This window comes from Marinococcus luteus (assembly GCF_900106595.1).
GTDB classification, from domain to species: domain Bacteria; phylum Bacillota; class Bacilli; order Bacillales; family Marinococcaceae; genus Marinococcus; species Marinococcus luteus.
Genome location: NZ_FNNC01000002.1, coordinates 399,837 through 413,369 on the forward strand (window position 1 = coordinate 399,837; position 13,533 = coordinate 413,369).

The 13,533-nt window shown below is 52.4% G+C and carries 14 protein-coding genes; 6 read left to right on the forward strand and 8 right to left on the reverse strand.

Annotated features, from left to right (window positions below):
• Positions 1-69 precede the first annotated feature (69 nt).
• The 3 genes from BLV22_RS07345 to BLV22_RS07355 form a co-directional block, all read right to left on the reverse strand.
• Positions 70-2,487, reverse strand: coding sequence for a heavy metal translocating P-type ATPase (locus tag BLV22_RS07345; RefSeq protein ID WP_091613271.1), 2,418 nt, complete (start codon positions 2,485-2,487; stop codon positions 70-72).
• A gap of 123 nt (positions 2,488-2,610) precedes the next feature.
• Complete coding sequence (gene copZ, locus BLV22_RS07350) at positions 2,611-2,823, reverse strand: copper chaperone CopZ (RefSeq protein WP_022793956.1); 213 nt, start codon at positions 2,821-2,823, stop codon at positions 2,611-2,613.
• Positions 2,824-2,881: 58 nt separating this feature from the next.
• Entirely contained in the window at positions 2,882-3,184 is a 303-nt protein-coding gene (locus tag BLV22_RS07355; RefSeq protein WP_371862273.1) for a metal-sensitive transcriptional regulator, read from the reverse strand.
• A 181-nt stretch (positions 3,185-3,365) separates the two neighbouring features.
• On the opposite strand from BLV22_RS07355, the gene BLV22_RS07360 reads away from it, so the two are divergent.
• From BLV22_RS07360 to BLV22_RS07385, 6 genes are all read left to right on the forward strand, one after another.
• Positions 3,366-4,379, forward strand: a complete 1,014-nt coding sequence (locus BLV22_RS07360) for a LacI family DNA-binding transcriptional regulator (protein WP_091613274.1) — start codon at positions 3,366-3,368, stop codon at positions 4,377-4,379.
• 76 nt (positions 4,380-4,455) lie between these two features.
• Positions 4,456-5,715 carry an ABC transporter substrate-binding protein gene (locus tag BLV22_RS07365; RefSeq protein ID WP_091613277.1) on the forward strand — a complete coding sequence of 420 codons (1,260 nt, stop codon included), beginning with the start codon at positions 4,456-4,458 and terminating at the stop codon, positions 5,713-5,715.
• A gap of 24 nt (positions 5,716-5,739) precedes the next feature.
• Positions 5,740-7,065 (forward strand): carbohydrate ABC transporter permease, encoded by a 1,326-nt coding sequence (locus tag BLV22_RS07370; protein ID WP_091613280.1) that lies wholly within the window; start codon positions 5,740-5,742, stop codon positions 7,063-7,065.
• Between the two features lie 19 nt (positions 7,066-7,084).
• Positions 7,085-7,906 (forward strand): carbohydrate ABC transporter permease, encoded by an 822-nt coding sequence (locus BLV22_RS07375; RefSeq protein ID WP_022793961.1) that lies wholly within the window; start codon positions 7,085-7,087, stop codon positions 7,904-7,906.
• A 31-nt stretch (positions 7,907-7,937) separates the two neighbouring features.
• Positions 7,938-8,981, forward strand: coding sequence for a Gfo/Idh/MocA family protein (locus tag BLV22_RS07380; protein WP_091613283.1), 1,044 nt, complete (start codon positions 7,938-7,940; stop codon positions 8,979-8,981).
• A complete protein-coding gene (locus BLV22_RS07385) occupies positions 8,981-9,949 on the forward strand; it encodes a sugar phosphate isomerase/epimerase family protein (RefSeq protein ID WP_091613286.1) in 969 nt (322 codons plus the stop codon). The genes BLV22_RS07380 and BLV22_RS07385 overlap by 1 nt, the downstream gene beginning before the upstream one ends.
• A gap of 47 nt (positions 9,950-9,996) precedes the next feature.
• Here the strand turns inward: BLV22_RS07385 and BLV22_RS07390 are convergent, their stop codons facing one another.
• The 5 genes from BLV22_RS07390 to BLV22_RS07410 all read right to left on the reverse strand — a co-directional run bounded on the left by BLV22_RS07390 (position 9,997) and on the right by BLV22_RS07410 (position 13,455).
• Positions 9,997-10,626 (reverse strand): response regulator, encoded by a 630-nt coding sequence (locus BLV22_RS07390; protein ID WP_091613289.1) that lies wholly within the window; start codon positions 10,624-10,626, stop codon positions 9,997-9,999.
• Positions 10,623-11,657, reverse strand: coding sequence for a sensor histidine kinase (locus BLV22_RS07395; RefSeq protein ID WP_245724038.1), 1,035 nt, complete (start codon positions 11,655-11,657; stop codon positions 10,623-10,625). The genes BLV22_RS07390 and BLV22_RS07395 overlap by 4 nt, the downstream gene beginning before the upstream one ends.
• A complete protein-coding gene (gene liaF / locus BLV22_RS07400; protein ID WP_091613292.1) occupies positions 11,654-12,376 on the reverse strand; it encodes a cell wall-active antibiotics response protein LiaF in 723 nt (240 codons plus the stop codon). Before liaF ends, BLV22_RS07395 begins: the two co-directional genes overlap by 4 nt.
• Before the next feature lie 66 nt (positions 12,377-12,442).
• On the reverse strand, positions 12,443-13,081 hold the full coding sequence (locus BLV22_RS07405; protein WP_091613295.1) for a hypothetical protein: 639 nt from the start codon (positions 13,079-13,081) through the stop codon (positions 12,443-12,445).
• Between the two features lie 17 nt (positions 13,082-13,098).
• The gene (locus BLV22_RS07410) at positions 13,099-13,455 is read right to left on the reverse strand and encodes a lmo0954 family membrane protein (RefSeq protein WP_091613298.1); all 357 of its coding nucleotides are present in this window, start codon (positions 13,453-13,455) and stop codon (positions 13,099-13,101) included.
• Between the last annotated feature and the right edge of the window lie 78 nt (positions 13,456-13,533).

Sequence of the window (13,533 nt, forward strand, 5' to 3'; positions counted from 1 at the left end):
GATTCATAATCATTTTCCTGTCACGCTGGAAAAAAGGAGACAGAGCCGCTTGGCCCTGCCTCCTTTTTATTATGAAATTTTCATCCGCTGCAGGCGCAGGGCATTCAGCACAACAGAAACTGAACTGAACGCCATGGCGGCCCCAGCCACCCATGGAGCAAGCAGGCCGATGGCGGCAATAGGAATGCCGACGGAATTATACACAAACGCAAAGAATAAATTTTCTTTGATGTTTTTCATCGTTGCCCGGCTCATGAGTACAGCATCTGCTGCGCTGTTTAAATCCCCGCGCATCAGCGTAATATCGGCTGCCTCCACAGCAATGTCCGTGCCTGTACCAACAGCCATGCCGATATCAGCTGTCGCAAGCGCCGGTGCATCGTTAATGCCGTCTCCGACCATAGCGACGCGACGCCCTTCGCGCTGCAGCCTCGTTACTTCGCTGCTTTTCTGTTCAGGGAGCACGCGCGCAATCACACGGTCGATTCCTACTTCTGCTGCAATGGCGCGGGCCGTCTTCTCGTTATCGCCGGTAATCATGACGACTTCAAGCCCTGCAGCCTGCATACGTTCCACTGCCCGTCTGGATGTTTCTTTCACTGTGTCAGCTACGGCAATCCAGCCGGCAAAGCGGTCGTTTACTGCCACTCCCATGACTGTTTTGCCCTGCTCCTCCAGCTTTTCGTTTTCTGCTCCTTCCGGCATTCCTGCCACTTGGCGCTCAGCCAGCCAGGCACTGGTGCCGACTGCGACAATACCGGTGTCTGTGACTGCAAGCACCCCTTTGCCGGGTACTGCCTCAAACGAAGAAGCACGCTGCAGCGTAATATTTTTCTGCGCCGCATCCTGCACAATCGCCTGAGCCAGCGCATGCTCGGAGGACTGCTCCGCTCCGGCGGCGTGCATCAGCAGCTGCTGCTCTGTCCAGTCCGGTGCCGGCACAATATCAGTCACTGCCGGCTCTCCTTTCGTAATCGTACCGGTTTTATCGAGCAGAATTGTCTCCACTGCGCCGGTGCTTTCCAAATACTGGCCGCCTTTAAACAGCACGCCGTTTTCAGCCGCTCTGCCGGATCCTGCCATAATAGACGTCGGCGTTGCCAGACCGAGCGCACACGGACAGGCAATAACAAGGATGGCAATAGTCGGCAGAAGCGCTCCTTCGAGCGATCCGGGCTGCACAAAAAGAATCCAGGTGAGAAAGGTCAATAGCGCGATGCCAATCACAATTGGCACGAACACTCCGGACACCCGGTCGGCGAGGCGCTGAATTTCTGCCTTTCCGCCCTGGGCTTCTTCGACGACCCGGACAATCTGGGACAATGCCGTGTCCTTACCGACCCGGGTAGCGCGCATGCGGATGCGCCCGTTTCCATTCACCGTCGCACCAATCACCGTGTCTCCCGTGTCTTTTTCGACCGGAATGCTTTCACCCGTAAGCATTGATTCATCCACGGACGACCGGCCGTCTATGACCTCCCCGTCCACCGGCACTTTGGCTCCCGGCTTCACGTGGACAACGTCGCCCTCCTGTACATCTTCGCTCTTAATCTCTGTTACTTCCCCGTTTCGTTCCACCAGGGCGGTTTCGGCTTTTAACGAGAGCAGTGATTTAATGGCGCGCGAGGTGCGTCCTTTCGCTTTCGCTTCAAACCACTTGCCGAGAAGAATAAGCGTAATAATTACTGCTGACGTTTCAAAATACAGCCCTTCGGACGCATTGCCCGTCAGCACAAAATACAGACTGTAAAAATAGGCAGCCGAGGTTCCGAGAGCGACCAGCACGTCCATATTGGCGCTGCCGCTTCGCAGTGATTTATAGGCGCTCCGGTAAAACGTGGAGCCGATGACAAACTGGACCGGCGTCGCAAGGCCGACCTGCACCCACGGGTTCATCAGCACGCCGTGTGCCCCGAGAAAGGACAGAAACCCGAAATGTGACACCATTGTCCATACAAGCGGAAGGGTTAAAAGCGCGGAAACCAACAGCTGCCACCCTTTTTTCCGCTGTTCTTTTTCTCTCGGATCCTCCGTCTCTTCCTCAGTCCGTTCGGTTAATCCATATCCTAATTTATCCACTGCCTGTTCCATCTCTTCTACAGAAACTTCCCCGTCCAGGTAGTGGACCGTGGCACGCTCCATAGCCAGGTTGACGGAGGCTTCTGACACTCCGGGCAGTTTATTCAGCTTCTTTTCCACCCGGTTGGCACAGGCCGCACAGGTCATCCCGGAGACGTCAAACACCGCTTCGCTGCGGCGCACGCTGTAGCCAGTCTGTTCTATTTTTTCTTCCATATCGTGCGGTGCTACCTCGTTGGGGTCGTACTGCACCGAAAGCTGTTCGGTCGTTAAGTTAACGGAGGCTTCCGAGACCCCCTCCATTTTCCCCACCTGCTTTTCAATCCTCCGGGAGCAGGCCGCACAGGTCATGCCCTCCACGGAGGCGTTCCAGTGGGAAAGATTGTTATTGGTTTTCTGCTTTTCCATACCGACACCTCATTTCCATCACAGACTTTCTTTTAATATTATACCCCCGTATAGTATTTAGCAAACAAATACTGTGATAAAAAAAACAGACCGTGCAGCCACGATCCGCTCCTTCTTAATTATTTATGCAGATACCACATCGTATCCCTGGTCATCTATAGCTTCATCAATATCTTTTCGCGAAGTTACTTCAGGATCGTATTCTACGTCTACAGCCCCTGTATCGAGGTTTACTTTTACATTGGAAACACCCTGCAGTTCACCAACGCCGCCTTCTACCGCAGAGACGCAGTGTCCACAGCTCATTCCTTCTACCTGGATCGTTTCTTTTTTCATTTCAACCATCCTTTCTGTCCCCTCATTATATAATACACCTAAGGGGTATTGTCAAAAATCACTTCATCATCCGCCGCATAACGGCCATCAGCTCTTCAATGGATTCTTCGCCTTCGCCGTCTTTAATTGCATTCGCTACACAGTGCGAGGTATGGTCCTCCATTAATGCCAGTGACACTTTGTTGGTCGCAGACTGAATAGCTGCAATCTGGTTTAAGATATCCACACAGTAACGATCGTTTTCCACCATATCGTGAACGCCGCGCACTTGTCCTTCAATGCGCTTTAATCGATTCAGCATTTGTTGTTTATTAGGCTGGACGGTCCTTTTATTGCCTGAAGCATGCTCCATACTGTCCACTCCTTCTTATCGCTTATTTACCGCCAGTTTACTAGGTTGAGCGGTTTTAATCAATTTTTATGATTCATAGAAAAGCACTGTTTTTTGTTTTAATTTTTAAAAATTTTCAATTTAGGGTTGCGTTAAATGAAAGCGTTTTCTATAATTAAACCATTCTTCCAAAACGTTTCGGAGGCTGATCATGAATACTATAAAAGATATCGCTAAAGCAGCCGGCGTTTCCGTCACCACTGTTTCAAGAGCTTTGAATGGATACAGCGACGTCAATGAACAGACGCGTATTCGTATCCAGGAGATCGCTGAACAGCTCGACTATACGCCAAATCACATCGCCCGCGGCCTTGTTATGAATCGTTCGAAGACAATTGGGCTCTTAACCTCCCAATCTTTTCCGTCCAATCCAAAGGATACGTTTACACTTGATATTCTGGCCGGCGTAAACGAATACGCCAACGAATGCGGTTATGACCTTATCCTGTTTCAATCCCGTCCCACCAGGGACCGCACATATTACCAAATGTGCCGGGAGCGGCAGCTCGAAGGCGTCATCACCCAGAACCTCCCTCACAACCATTCCGCCACTGAGGAACTGGCGGCTACCGGACTTCCGTGCGTGTTTATCGACAATCCGGTGGAAAGCGGTAACGCAAGCTTTGTTACTACCGATAACGCCGACGGCGCCCGTCAGGCGCTGGTCCATCTGATCGGCCTCGGGCACGAACACATCGCATTTATTAACGGCCATCAATACGCCTACGTATCCAGGGAACGCCGGAAAGGCTACGAAGAAACACTGCGGGAGTTCAGCCTGCCTTACCGGGAGGAATACGTCCGGGAGGCAGCCTTCGATGAAAAAATGGCAGAGCAGAAAGCGCTTGGGCTGCTTCAGGCCCATCCGCACGTTACCGCCGTCTTTTGCGCAAGTGATTTGATGGCCCACGGCGTCATGCGGGCAGCTCACCAGCTCGGGTACGAGCTGCCGCAGGATTTGTCAATCATCGGCTTTGACGACCTCGTACTCGCAGAGTATTTTTCACCCCCCCTGACCACCATCCATCAGGACCGGTACACCCTCGGGCGCAAAGCCTGTGAATTACTTATTGAGAAGATTGAAGGAAGAGACACGCCTGCCAGCCTGATAATTCCTGCATCGTTAACCGTCCGGGAATCCACCAGCCCCCCGGGGAGCAGGTAATTTGTTTCTTTTTTCTCTCCGTAACCCGAAACGTTTCGGGTATTTTGAAATCGATTTCACACAAGGAGGAATAGGCATGAAAAAAGCTGCAGCCGTTACAGGAGCGTTTATAATGCTCGCCGGATGTTCAACTGCGGACATCTCCCCCACCGCGGAGGACGAAGTGACGATTACGTACGCCCGCGGCGTGGATACGACTAACGCGACAGATGCTACGATTAAGGCATTTGAAGAAGAGCATCCAAACATCAATGTGGAGGTACGGGAGATGCCGCCGGATACAGGAGAACAGCATAACCAGTATGCCACGATTTTAAGCAGTGGCAGTGATGAAATCGATGTATTTGCCGCCGACGTTGTCTGGCCGGCAGAATTTGCCCAGGCCGGCTATGCGCTTCCGCTCGACCGCCTGATTGAAAGGGACAACGTTGATGTTGATGCCCATTTCCCGGCTACCATTGAATCTACGTCCTATAACGGCCGGCAGTTTGCCATGCCAGCGTATACAGATGCCGGCCTGTTGTTTTACCGGAACGATATTGTAGACGAACCACCGGAAACGTGGGAAGAGCTTGAAACTATGGCTGCAGAGCTTCAGGGCGAAGAAGGCACGTCCTTCGGCTACTCGATGCAGGCCTCCCAGTATGAAGGCCTCGTCACTAATGCCATTGAATACATCGGTGCCTACGGCGGCCAGATTATTAACGAAAACCAGGAGGTAGTCGTTAATTCCCCCGAGGCCATCGAAGGCATTCAAAAAATGATCGATATCACCCAATCTGACTTTGTACCAAATAACATTTTAAATTTCCAGGAAATAGAAACAGAAAATGCGTTTATCAACGGAAATACTGTCTTTGCCAGAAACTGGCCATATCTGTTATCGACCTCGACCGACCCGGAAATTTCCAATATTCCTGACAATGTCGGATTTACTACGCTCCCTTCCGGAAGCGATGGCACTGCTTCCGCTCTTGGCGGATGGACCACGATGATCAATAAAAATTCCGAGGAAGTCGATGCTTCATGGGAATTTGTGAAATTTATGTCCAGTGAGCAGGGCCAGAAAATCGGTGCTCTCGAAGGCAGCCGGGCTCCTACTATTGAGTCGTTGTATGACGATGAAGACATCCAGGAGGCAAATGCTCTGTTTGCGGATGATGCATTCGTCGAAACGCTTCAAAACGCAGTGCCCCGTCCAGTGACGGCGGACTATCCGGAGGTTTCGGATATCATGCAGATTGAGCTTTCGCGTGCAGCAGCGGGTGAAATTACGGCTGAAGAAGCTGCTGCCAACATGGAACGCAAATTGAGCGCCGTTTTGAATGAAGAATAATACGGATTCAAAGGAGGAAGCCCCATGGCTGGAAAACCTGGACGCAAATTTCAATTAAACGAAAAACAATTAGGCTACGCAATGGTCGCCCCGGCGCTCGTTTTGATTCTTCTTGTCGTAATATGGCCGATCATGCTTTCCGGCTGGAACAGCCTGTTTGACTATCGGCTGAATGACCCGACCAAGTCGGAGCGAATCATGACCGAAAGCCTGAACCTCGAAGAATACGCCGATAACCGGTACCTTGTCGAACAAGGTGTCAACGAGTTAAGCGAAGCTTATCCGGAAGGAGAAGAAACGTTTAACGAAACCTGGACGGTCGTCCAGAATCATCATGAAGAACTCGTTGCTGAAGATGCCATGGCTTCAAGCTATCAGGAAGTCAACAGCATGCTGAATGACTACGAGCCGATCACGGATGATAACCTCCGTATTCAATCCATTGATGGCTCATGGGGGAGCGACTTTGAAGCCGCAATGGATGAACAAATCGAAGCCGTTACGGCCGTGCAGCAGCAGGCGGACGGTGATACGGCAGTAGAAATAGGCTATCTGGCTGCCCAGCTTGAAAACCTGCAGGGCTCGGTGCTGTCCTCGAACTTTGTCGGCCTGCAGAATTACGCAGATTACCTGCTGGACGGCCGGACCTGGACCGCTTTGACAAATACGACGTTCTTTACGATCGTTTCCGTCGGTGCTGAGCTGATCATCGGCCTTGGTGTCGCTCTGTTAATCAACCGGACCTTCAAAGGCCGCGGCATCGTCCGGGCATCAGTCCTCGTTCCGTGGGCTATTCCAACAGCAGTGGCTGCCATGATGTGGAGCTATCTGTTCGACGGACAGTCCGGGGTTGTCGCCCACTATATGGCTGCCGTCGGCTTAATTTCCGACCCCGGCGCCCTTTTAACCACCGCTTCCGGGTCCATGTTTTCCATCATATTCGCAGACGTCTGGAAAACAACGCCTTACATGGCTCTCCTTCTGCTTGCCGGGCTGCAGACTATACCAAACACGCAGTATGAAGCAGCGGAAGTTGACGGGGCCGGCAGAGTGCAGAAGTTTTTCTTTGTCACCCTGCCACTGTTAAAATCAGCAATTCTCGTTGCCCTGCTGTTCCGGACACTGGATGCCTTCCGCGTATTTGACCTGATTTATGTACTGACCGGCGGTGGTCCGGCAAACGCCACGGAATCGATTTCCGTCTTTGCCTATAAGGCCCTGTTTGAACAGCAGAACTTCGGTGCCGGCTCTGCCCTTTCCGTCATTGTATTTGTCTGTGTGGCCATCATCAGCTTTATCTTCGTCAAGCTGCTTGGTTCGGACCTGTTTCCGGAAAGAGCGAAAAAATAAATGGAAGGAGTGACTGTACATGCTTAAAAACCAAGCCGGTATCCGTTTTTACATTTTCCTGGCTATCTTCGTATTTCTCGTTATGTTTCCGTTCATCTGGATCTTTTTAACATCCCTGAAGCCCCAGAATGAGCTTACGTCGTTCGCCTGGTTCACATCCAACGCCACTCTCGAGTCCTACGCGTCAGCGATTACCACGAGGCCGCTGTTCCGCTACATGCTCAACAGCTTCGTCGTTTCCGGCCTGACTACGGTTTTATCACTTTTGATTGCGTCATTCACGGCCTATGCGGTTACGCGGCTTCCCATACGCGGCAAGACCTTAATTTTAGGTCTTGTACTGGCCTCATCAATGTTTCCGCCGATTGCAATTTTGTCTCCGATCTTTAACTTTGTGACGGACACAGGACTTCGCAACAGCTATATCGGCCTCGTTATTCCGTACATCACCATCAGCCTGCCGCTTGCCATCTGGATTCTGGCCACCTTTTTTCAAAAAATCCCGTGGGAGCTCGAAGAATCGGCCAAGCTGGACGGTGCTACACCATTCCAGACGTACCGCCAGATCATTCTTCCGCTCGCTACACCAGGTATCTTTACTACGGCAATTCTTGTTTTCGTCGCAGCCTGGAATGAATACCTTTTCGCCCTGGCCATTAATACCGCCGATGCCTGGCGGACGATCCCGGTCGGCATTTCTTTCTACCAGAGTGAATACACTGTCCCGTGGGGCGACATTTCCGCCGCTACCGTCATCGTCACCATCCCAATTGTCATTCTCGTTCTGATTTTCCAGCGCCGGATTGTTTCCGGACTTACGAGCGGGTCAGTAAAAGAATAATCACCAGTATATAAAAAGGAGTGGGACTCACATGAAAACAGTAAGTATCGGCGTCATCGGGTGCGGAAGCATCGCGAGAAACCGCCACATTCCAGAATATGAAGCCAATGCACATACTACTATCCAGGCCGTCTGCGACCTGGTGAAGGAACGCGCCGAGGAAACGGCTGCTCATCTCGGGGCTGCGGCGTACACAGATTATCATGAGTTGTTAAAGGACGAATCGATCGAGGCGGTCAGCGTCTGCACCTCCAACCATATGCACGCCCAGATCAGTATCGACGCCCTGTTTGCCGGCAAACATGTGCTCTGTGAAAAACCGATGGCGACAAGTGCCCAGGAAGCTGAAGAAATGATGGAAGCTGAAAAAAGCAGCGGTAAAAAACTAATGATTGCCCACAATCAGCGGTTCGTCCCTTCGCACGTGAAGGCAAGGGAGCTGATTGCAAACGGCGACCTTGGTAAGATCTTCAGCTTCCGGACGACGTTTGGCCACGGAGGTCCCGAAGGATGGAGCATTGACGGCAAAGACAGCTGGTTTTTTCGAAAAGAAGAAGCCTTTATCGGCGCCATGGGAGATCTTGGGGTGCACAAATCCGACCTGATTCAGTTTCTGCTCGGTGAGCCGGTGACCCAGGTAGCTGCTTTCGTGGAAAACAATGCAAAGGAAAATATTACGGTGGACGACAACGCTGTCTGCCTGCTCAGAACAGCGGGTGGCTTAATCGGAACCCTTACGGCCAGCTGGGCGTACGTTCCCGAGGAAGATAACTCGACGATCATTTACGGAGAAAAAGGGACACTCCGGCTTGAAGACGACCCGGTTCATTCGCTGACTGCCCACTATACCAACGGCCACACGGTCCGATACGAGCTGGGCGGCATTCAGACAAATGACGCGGACGGCCAGGAAAGCTCCGGCGTGATTGACGCCTTTACCGAAAGCATCGTTTCAGACGCCCAGGTTCCGGTGTCCGGTGCAGACGGCAAACAGGCACTCGCCGTCATTCTGGCAGCTCTTGCCTCCAGCGAACGCGGCCAGTTTGTTACTATTGGGAAAGAAGGTGTTCAATAATGAAGATCGGCGTTTTTACTGTTCTCTATGCTGATTTGGCTTTTACAGACATGCTCGATAAGGTTAAACGTGCCGGGGTGCAGGCCGTAGAGCTTGGCACCGGCGGCAACCCGGGCAACGCCCACGCAGATGTGGATAAGCTTTTAAACAGCGGAGATGCACGCAGACAGTTCCAGGAAGCACTGGATGCCCGGGGCTTAACCGTCAGTGCCCTCAGCTGCCACGCCAATCCGATTTCCCCGGATCCGGCCGAAGCGAAGGATGCGGACGAAACGTTCAAAAAAACCGTGCAGCTTGCCAGCCTCCTGAATATTCCGGTAGTCAATACATTTTCCGGGGTCGCCGGAAGCGACGAGAGCGCCAAGCATCCAAACTGGCCGGTCGCCCCGTGGCCGAGCGCGTATTCGGACATTTACAACTGGCAGTGGGAGCAAAAGCTTATTCCATATTGGAAGGAAGCCGGCAGCTACGCCAAAGAACACGGTATAAAGGTTGGCATCGAGCCTCACGGCGGCTTCCTGGTTCATACGCCCTACACGGTATTAAAGCTGCGGGAGGCCACCAATGACGCGGTGGGTGCCAACCTTGACCCGAGCCATATGTGGTGGCAGGGAATCGACCCGGTAGCCGCAATTAAAATTCTCGGAAAAGAAGGAGCGATCCACCACTTCCATGCCAAGGATACGTACATTGACCAGGATAACGTCAACATGTACGGCCTCACCGATATGCAGCCGTACAGCAGCGTTCAGTCCCGGGCCTGGAGCTTCCGGTCGGTCGGCTTCGGCCATGGCATGAAGGAATGGAGCGATATGATCAGTGCGCTTCGTACGTTCGGCTATGACCATGTGGTCAGCATCGAACATGAAGATCCGATCATGTCTCTCGATGAAGGCTTCGAGCGGGCCGTGCAAAATCTGAACTCCGTCAACATTTCCGAGCGTCCGGTCGACATGTGGTGGGCCTAGCCCTCCGTATCAAAAAAGCTGCTCCCCTTATTAGGGTGGGCAGCTTTTTAAAATAGACGGTGCTTGTACGCATAAACGACTGCCTGGGTCCGGTCCTGCACCTGGAGCTTATGGAGGACACTGCTTACGTGCACCTTCGCTGTTTTCAGAGCAATAAACAGCTCTTCAGCGATTTCCATATTGGTTTTCCCTTCCGCAAGCAGCCGCAGCACCTCGAGCTCGCGCGCGGTCAGTTCCTCATGAAGCTCCCTCTGGTCCCGCCGTTTCATGTTCGCCATCAGCTTCCCCGCTACTTCCGGCTCCAGAATCGACTGGCCGTCGTGCGTTTTCCGGATCGCCGCTGCAATCTCTGTAGCCCGGGAGGTTTTTAAAATATAGCTTACCGCGCCCGCTTCAAGCGCCGGATACACCTTTTCATCATCGATAAAGCTTGTGACAATAATAATTTTGGCTGCCGGCCATGCCTCCATAATTTTTTCTGTCGCCTCAATTCCATTCATATCATCCATCACCAGATCCATGAGGATAATATCCGGTCTGAGTTCAAGAGCCAGCCTGACTGCTTCTCTGCCACTTGAGGCTTCAGCGGTTACTTCCATATCCGGCTGCGTCGATAAATACGACGTCACCCCAATACGCACCATTTCATGGTCATCTGCAAACAGGATGGTAATCATACCTCTTCCTCCTTCGACAGCCAGGGCACTTTTACGTCGATGCGGCTGCCTTCTCCCGGCAGACTCACTAAATGAAAGTGCCCGCCGATTTCCTCCGCTCGTTCCTTCATCGTACTCAGTCCGTAGCTGTCCGGTTTTTCTTCCTCCATATAGAAGCCGACACCGTTATCCTGGACACGCAAAATGATAAATTCTTCGCGCTGCAGGAGGGATACCTTCAGCTCGGTCGCCTTCGCGTGGCGCAGCGTGTTGGATATGGACTCCTGGCTGATCCGAAACAGCTGGTCCTCCACTCCCTTTTCAATCGGAAATGGTTCAATCACCTGCTTAATCTGCAGCGGCACCTTCGTTGTCAGATCGTTCAGCAGCTGAGTGATCCCTTCCTGCAGTGTTTGCTTATTCAGTGCAGCCGGCCGCAAATGAAGAAGCAGGGCCCGCATTTCGAGCTGAGACTGGTTGATCATCCGCTCGATGGTCTGCCATTCCCGGGAGGCTTCCCCCGGGCCGGACTGTTCATTAACCGCAGATATCATCATAGAGGCCGCAAACAGCTGCTGGCTGACCGAATCATGGAGCTCACGGGCAATCCGGTTTCTTTCCTGCGAAATGACTTCCTGCAGGCTCTTTTCCCGGTCCTCTGCCCGTTCTGTAGCCAGCTTCTGCCCCCGCTCCGCCTGCCCTTGCAGCTGACGCTCTACCGCTTCAAGCTCCGTACGCAGCTCCGCTACTTCCCGGTACATCTCCGCCGGCCAGATTGTTTTAGAGCTTCCTCTGCTCAACCGCTCCAGCACAGCCTGCAGCTGCCGCCAGCGGGCGTCCCAGGCCCGGAACACCAAAAATCCGAGAGCGGTGCCGAGCAGAACGATCAGAACAACAAGCAAAAAGCCATACGGGAGGCCGCTTACGGTTTGCCCCATCAGCACGTTCCCCGTGTCAAAAGGCAGCAGCAACAGCAGCGGAACGACGGCGGCGGCACTGATGAGAAAGGCTGCAGCAATTCCCCATCCGGCCGCTTTCACAAAGCTGTTCATCGCCGCTCCACCTCCAGATCTCCACTAAGAAGGGAGGTGAAAATATAAAGCGTGGACGCTTCCTCATCTGCTGCAGGGGCGCGATAAGTAACCGTCTGGTTCCACCGCTTTGCTTCTTCTTTTCCAAACAGGCGCACGCGCCCGTATACCGTGCTGTGGCGAATAACCACGTTCACTTCGTACGGCACATAGACAGTCACTGAGCCAAGGCCATGACGGACGATAATCACCGCCTGCGCCGGCAGCACCGTATTAGTCGCATCAACAATTTTATCGCCGACGCCGCCGATCACATTAATGTCCTTCCAGTGAAACGGCTTCCGTCCGACCTTCTCCCGCCCCCACAGGCGGTTGTCAAGCAGCTGCTCCCGTTCATAATTCTCTACCCTGCCGGCCAGCTCTTCCACCTCTGCCTGTTCTTCGACAGGCTCCCGGCCCGACCGGCGCATCTGCAGAAGCAGCAGAACAAAAAAGGCAATTACCCAGAACTGGACGGCCCAGAGAGTGACCGCTGTAAGGCCCAGACCGATCCATCCGGTCCACCAGAAAATGGCCGAGAGCGTCCGCCTTTTCGTCCGCTTTCCAATAAAAATAAACAAGGCGAAAAAGAAGAGCACGGGCAGCAAGCCCGCTCCGTCCGAAAAAAATTCCAGTATGAACAGGAGGATTCCCGTAAAAAACACGAATTGGATCATCTTCGTTGATATGTGGGAAAACATAGGAACCCTCCTTTGCTGTTTATGTAAGTTAAAAATAGAGACGCCCTGGTCAGCGTCTCTATTTTATCACGCTTTTTCCTGCTCCGCCTCTGTCTTCCGTTTTTCAAGACGGGCTACCCGTTCGTCGAAGGTGGAATGCTCATACTCCTGCTGCTGATGGTGCTCCATACTTTCCAAATACTGTTCCACTTCTTTAAAACGGGATTCCGGGTCGCGGCCGTTCTCCTGATACAGCTTAGAAATATTGTGGTTGGCCCGGGCTACATTTTCCCGTCCCATCCACTCCATCCGTTTCAAACGCATATCCTTCAGCTTGTACACCATTTCCTGATGCCGCCGTTCAAGCGTCTGGAGCTGTTCTTCTGCTTCTTTTTTCATCGAAGCAAGCTTCAGCACCCGCTCACCATACTGTTCAATTTCCCTGGCGGCAATATCATACAGCTCATTCTCTTCATAATGCTTTACTACCGCGGCCTGCTGCTTGCGTTTATCGAGCATGCTTTCTGCTTCGTCCTGTTCGTGCTGAAATTCTTCAACCAGCCGGCGCTGGCGGTCTGTCAGCCTGCTTACCTTTTCCGTCTCGCGCTCTGCTTCTTTAATATAGCGGTTGAGCGATACGATCGGATTATCTGTTTCCTTTTTCATGTTCCACCGCCCCCATTCTTGTTCGACATCCTCCTTGAACTGCTGCCAAATGCCTGCCATGGCCCATTCCTCCTTTTTTATCTGCGCTTTAGCTTTTTCCATTCTTCTTCAAAGCCTGTAAAAGGGTCTTTCGTTCTTGTACGGCGGTCGATGTCCACCTCGTCACCATTCCATTTTTTTACGCTCCAGTATATTGCATACAAGCCGAGAAGCGCGATTACTGCATAAATGTTGGTAAGCGCAAGCAGTATGGCTGCGATACCCACAATCACCCAGAAAACCCTGGCCGCGGTGGATGTGCTTTCCTGAAACTGTCGGTAGACGATATACGCAAGCGCCACTCCGGCTGCGAGCAGCAGCAGCGGCCCAAGGTTGGACAGAACGACAATCGCTGCGACTGTAATCACTGCTGTTAATCCGATTTTTTTCCACATGGTGTTTCCCCCTTCCTGTACTTCTATCTTACGCCGGTTCCCAGGATTCCGGGAGCAGCCCGGGGTCTATCTTTTCTA

Coding starts and splice junctions, on each gene's coding strand:
- BLV22_RS07365 (WP_091613277.1), top strand. CDS start 4,456: ATGAAAAAAGCTGCAGCCGTTACAGGAGCGTTTATAATGCTCGCCGGA.
- BLV22_RS07345 (WP_091613271.1), bottom strand. CDS start 2,487: ATGGAAAAGCAGAAAACCAATAACAATCTTTCCCACTGGAACGCCTCC.
- copZ (WP_022793956.1), bottom strand. CDS start 2,823: ATGAAAAAAGAAACGATCCAGGTAGAAGGAATGAGCTGTGGACACTGC.
- BLV22_RS07395 (WP_245724038.1), bottom strand. CDS start 11,657: ATGAACAGCTTTGTGAAAGCGGCCGGATGGGGAATTGCTGCAGCCTTT.
- BLV22_RS07405 (WP_091613295.1), bottom strand. CDS start 13,081: ATGGCAGGCATTTGGCAGCAGTTCAAGGAGGATGTCGAACAAGAATGG.
- BLV22_RS07410 (WP_091613298.1), bottom strand. CDS start 13,455: ATGTGGAAAAAAATCGGATTAACAGCAGTGATTACAGTCGCAGCGATT.
- liaF (WP_091613292.1), bottom strand. CDS start 12,376: ATGTTTTCCCACATATCAACGAAGATGATCCAATTCGTGTTTTTTACG.
- BLV22_RS07375 (WP_022793961.1), top strand. CDS start 7,085: ATGCTTAAAAACCAAGCCGGTATCCGTTTTTACATTTTCCTGGCTATC.
- BLV22_RS07370 (WP_091613280.1), top strand. CDS start 5,740: ATGGCTGGAAAACCTGGACGCAAATTTCAATTAAACGAAAAACAATTA.
- BLV22_RS07390 (WP_091613289.1), bottom strand. CDS start 10,626: ATGATTACCATCCTGTTTGCAGATGACCATGAAATGGTGCGTATTGGG.
- BLV22_RS07380 (WP_091613283.1), top strand. CDS start 7,938: ATGAAAACAGTAAGTATCGGCGTCATCGGGTGCGGAAGCATCGCGAGA.
- BLV22_RS07360 (WP_091613274.1), top strand. CDS start 3,366: ATGAATACTATAAAAGATATCGCTAAAGCAGCCGGCGTTTCCGTCACC.
- BLV22_RS07385 (WP_091613286.1), top strand. CDS start 8,981: ATGAAGATCGGCGTTTTTACTGTTCTCTATGCTGATTTGGCTTTTACA.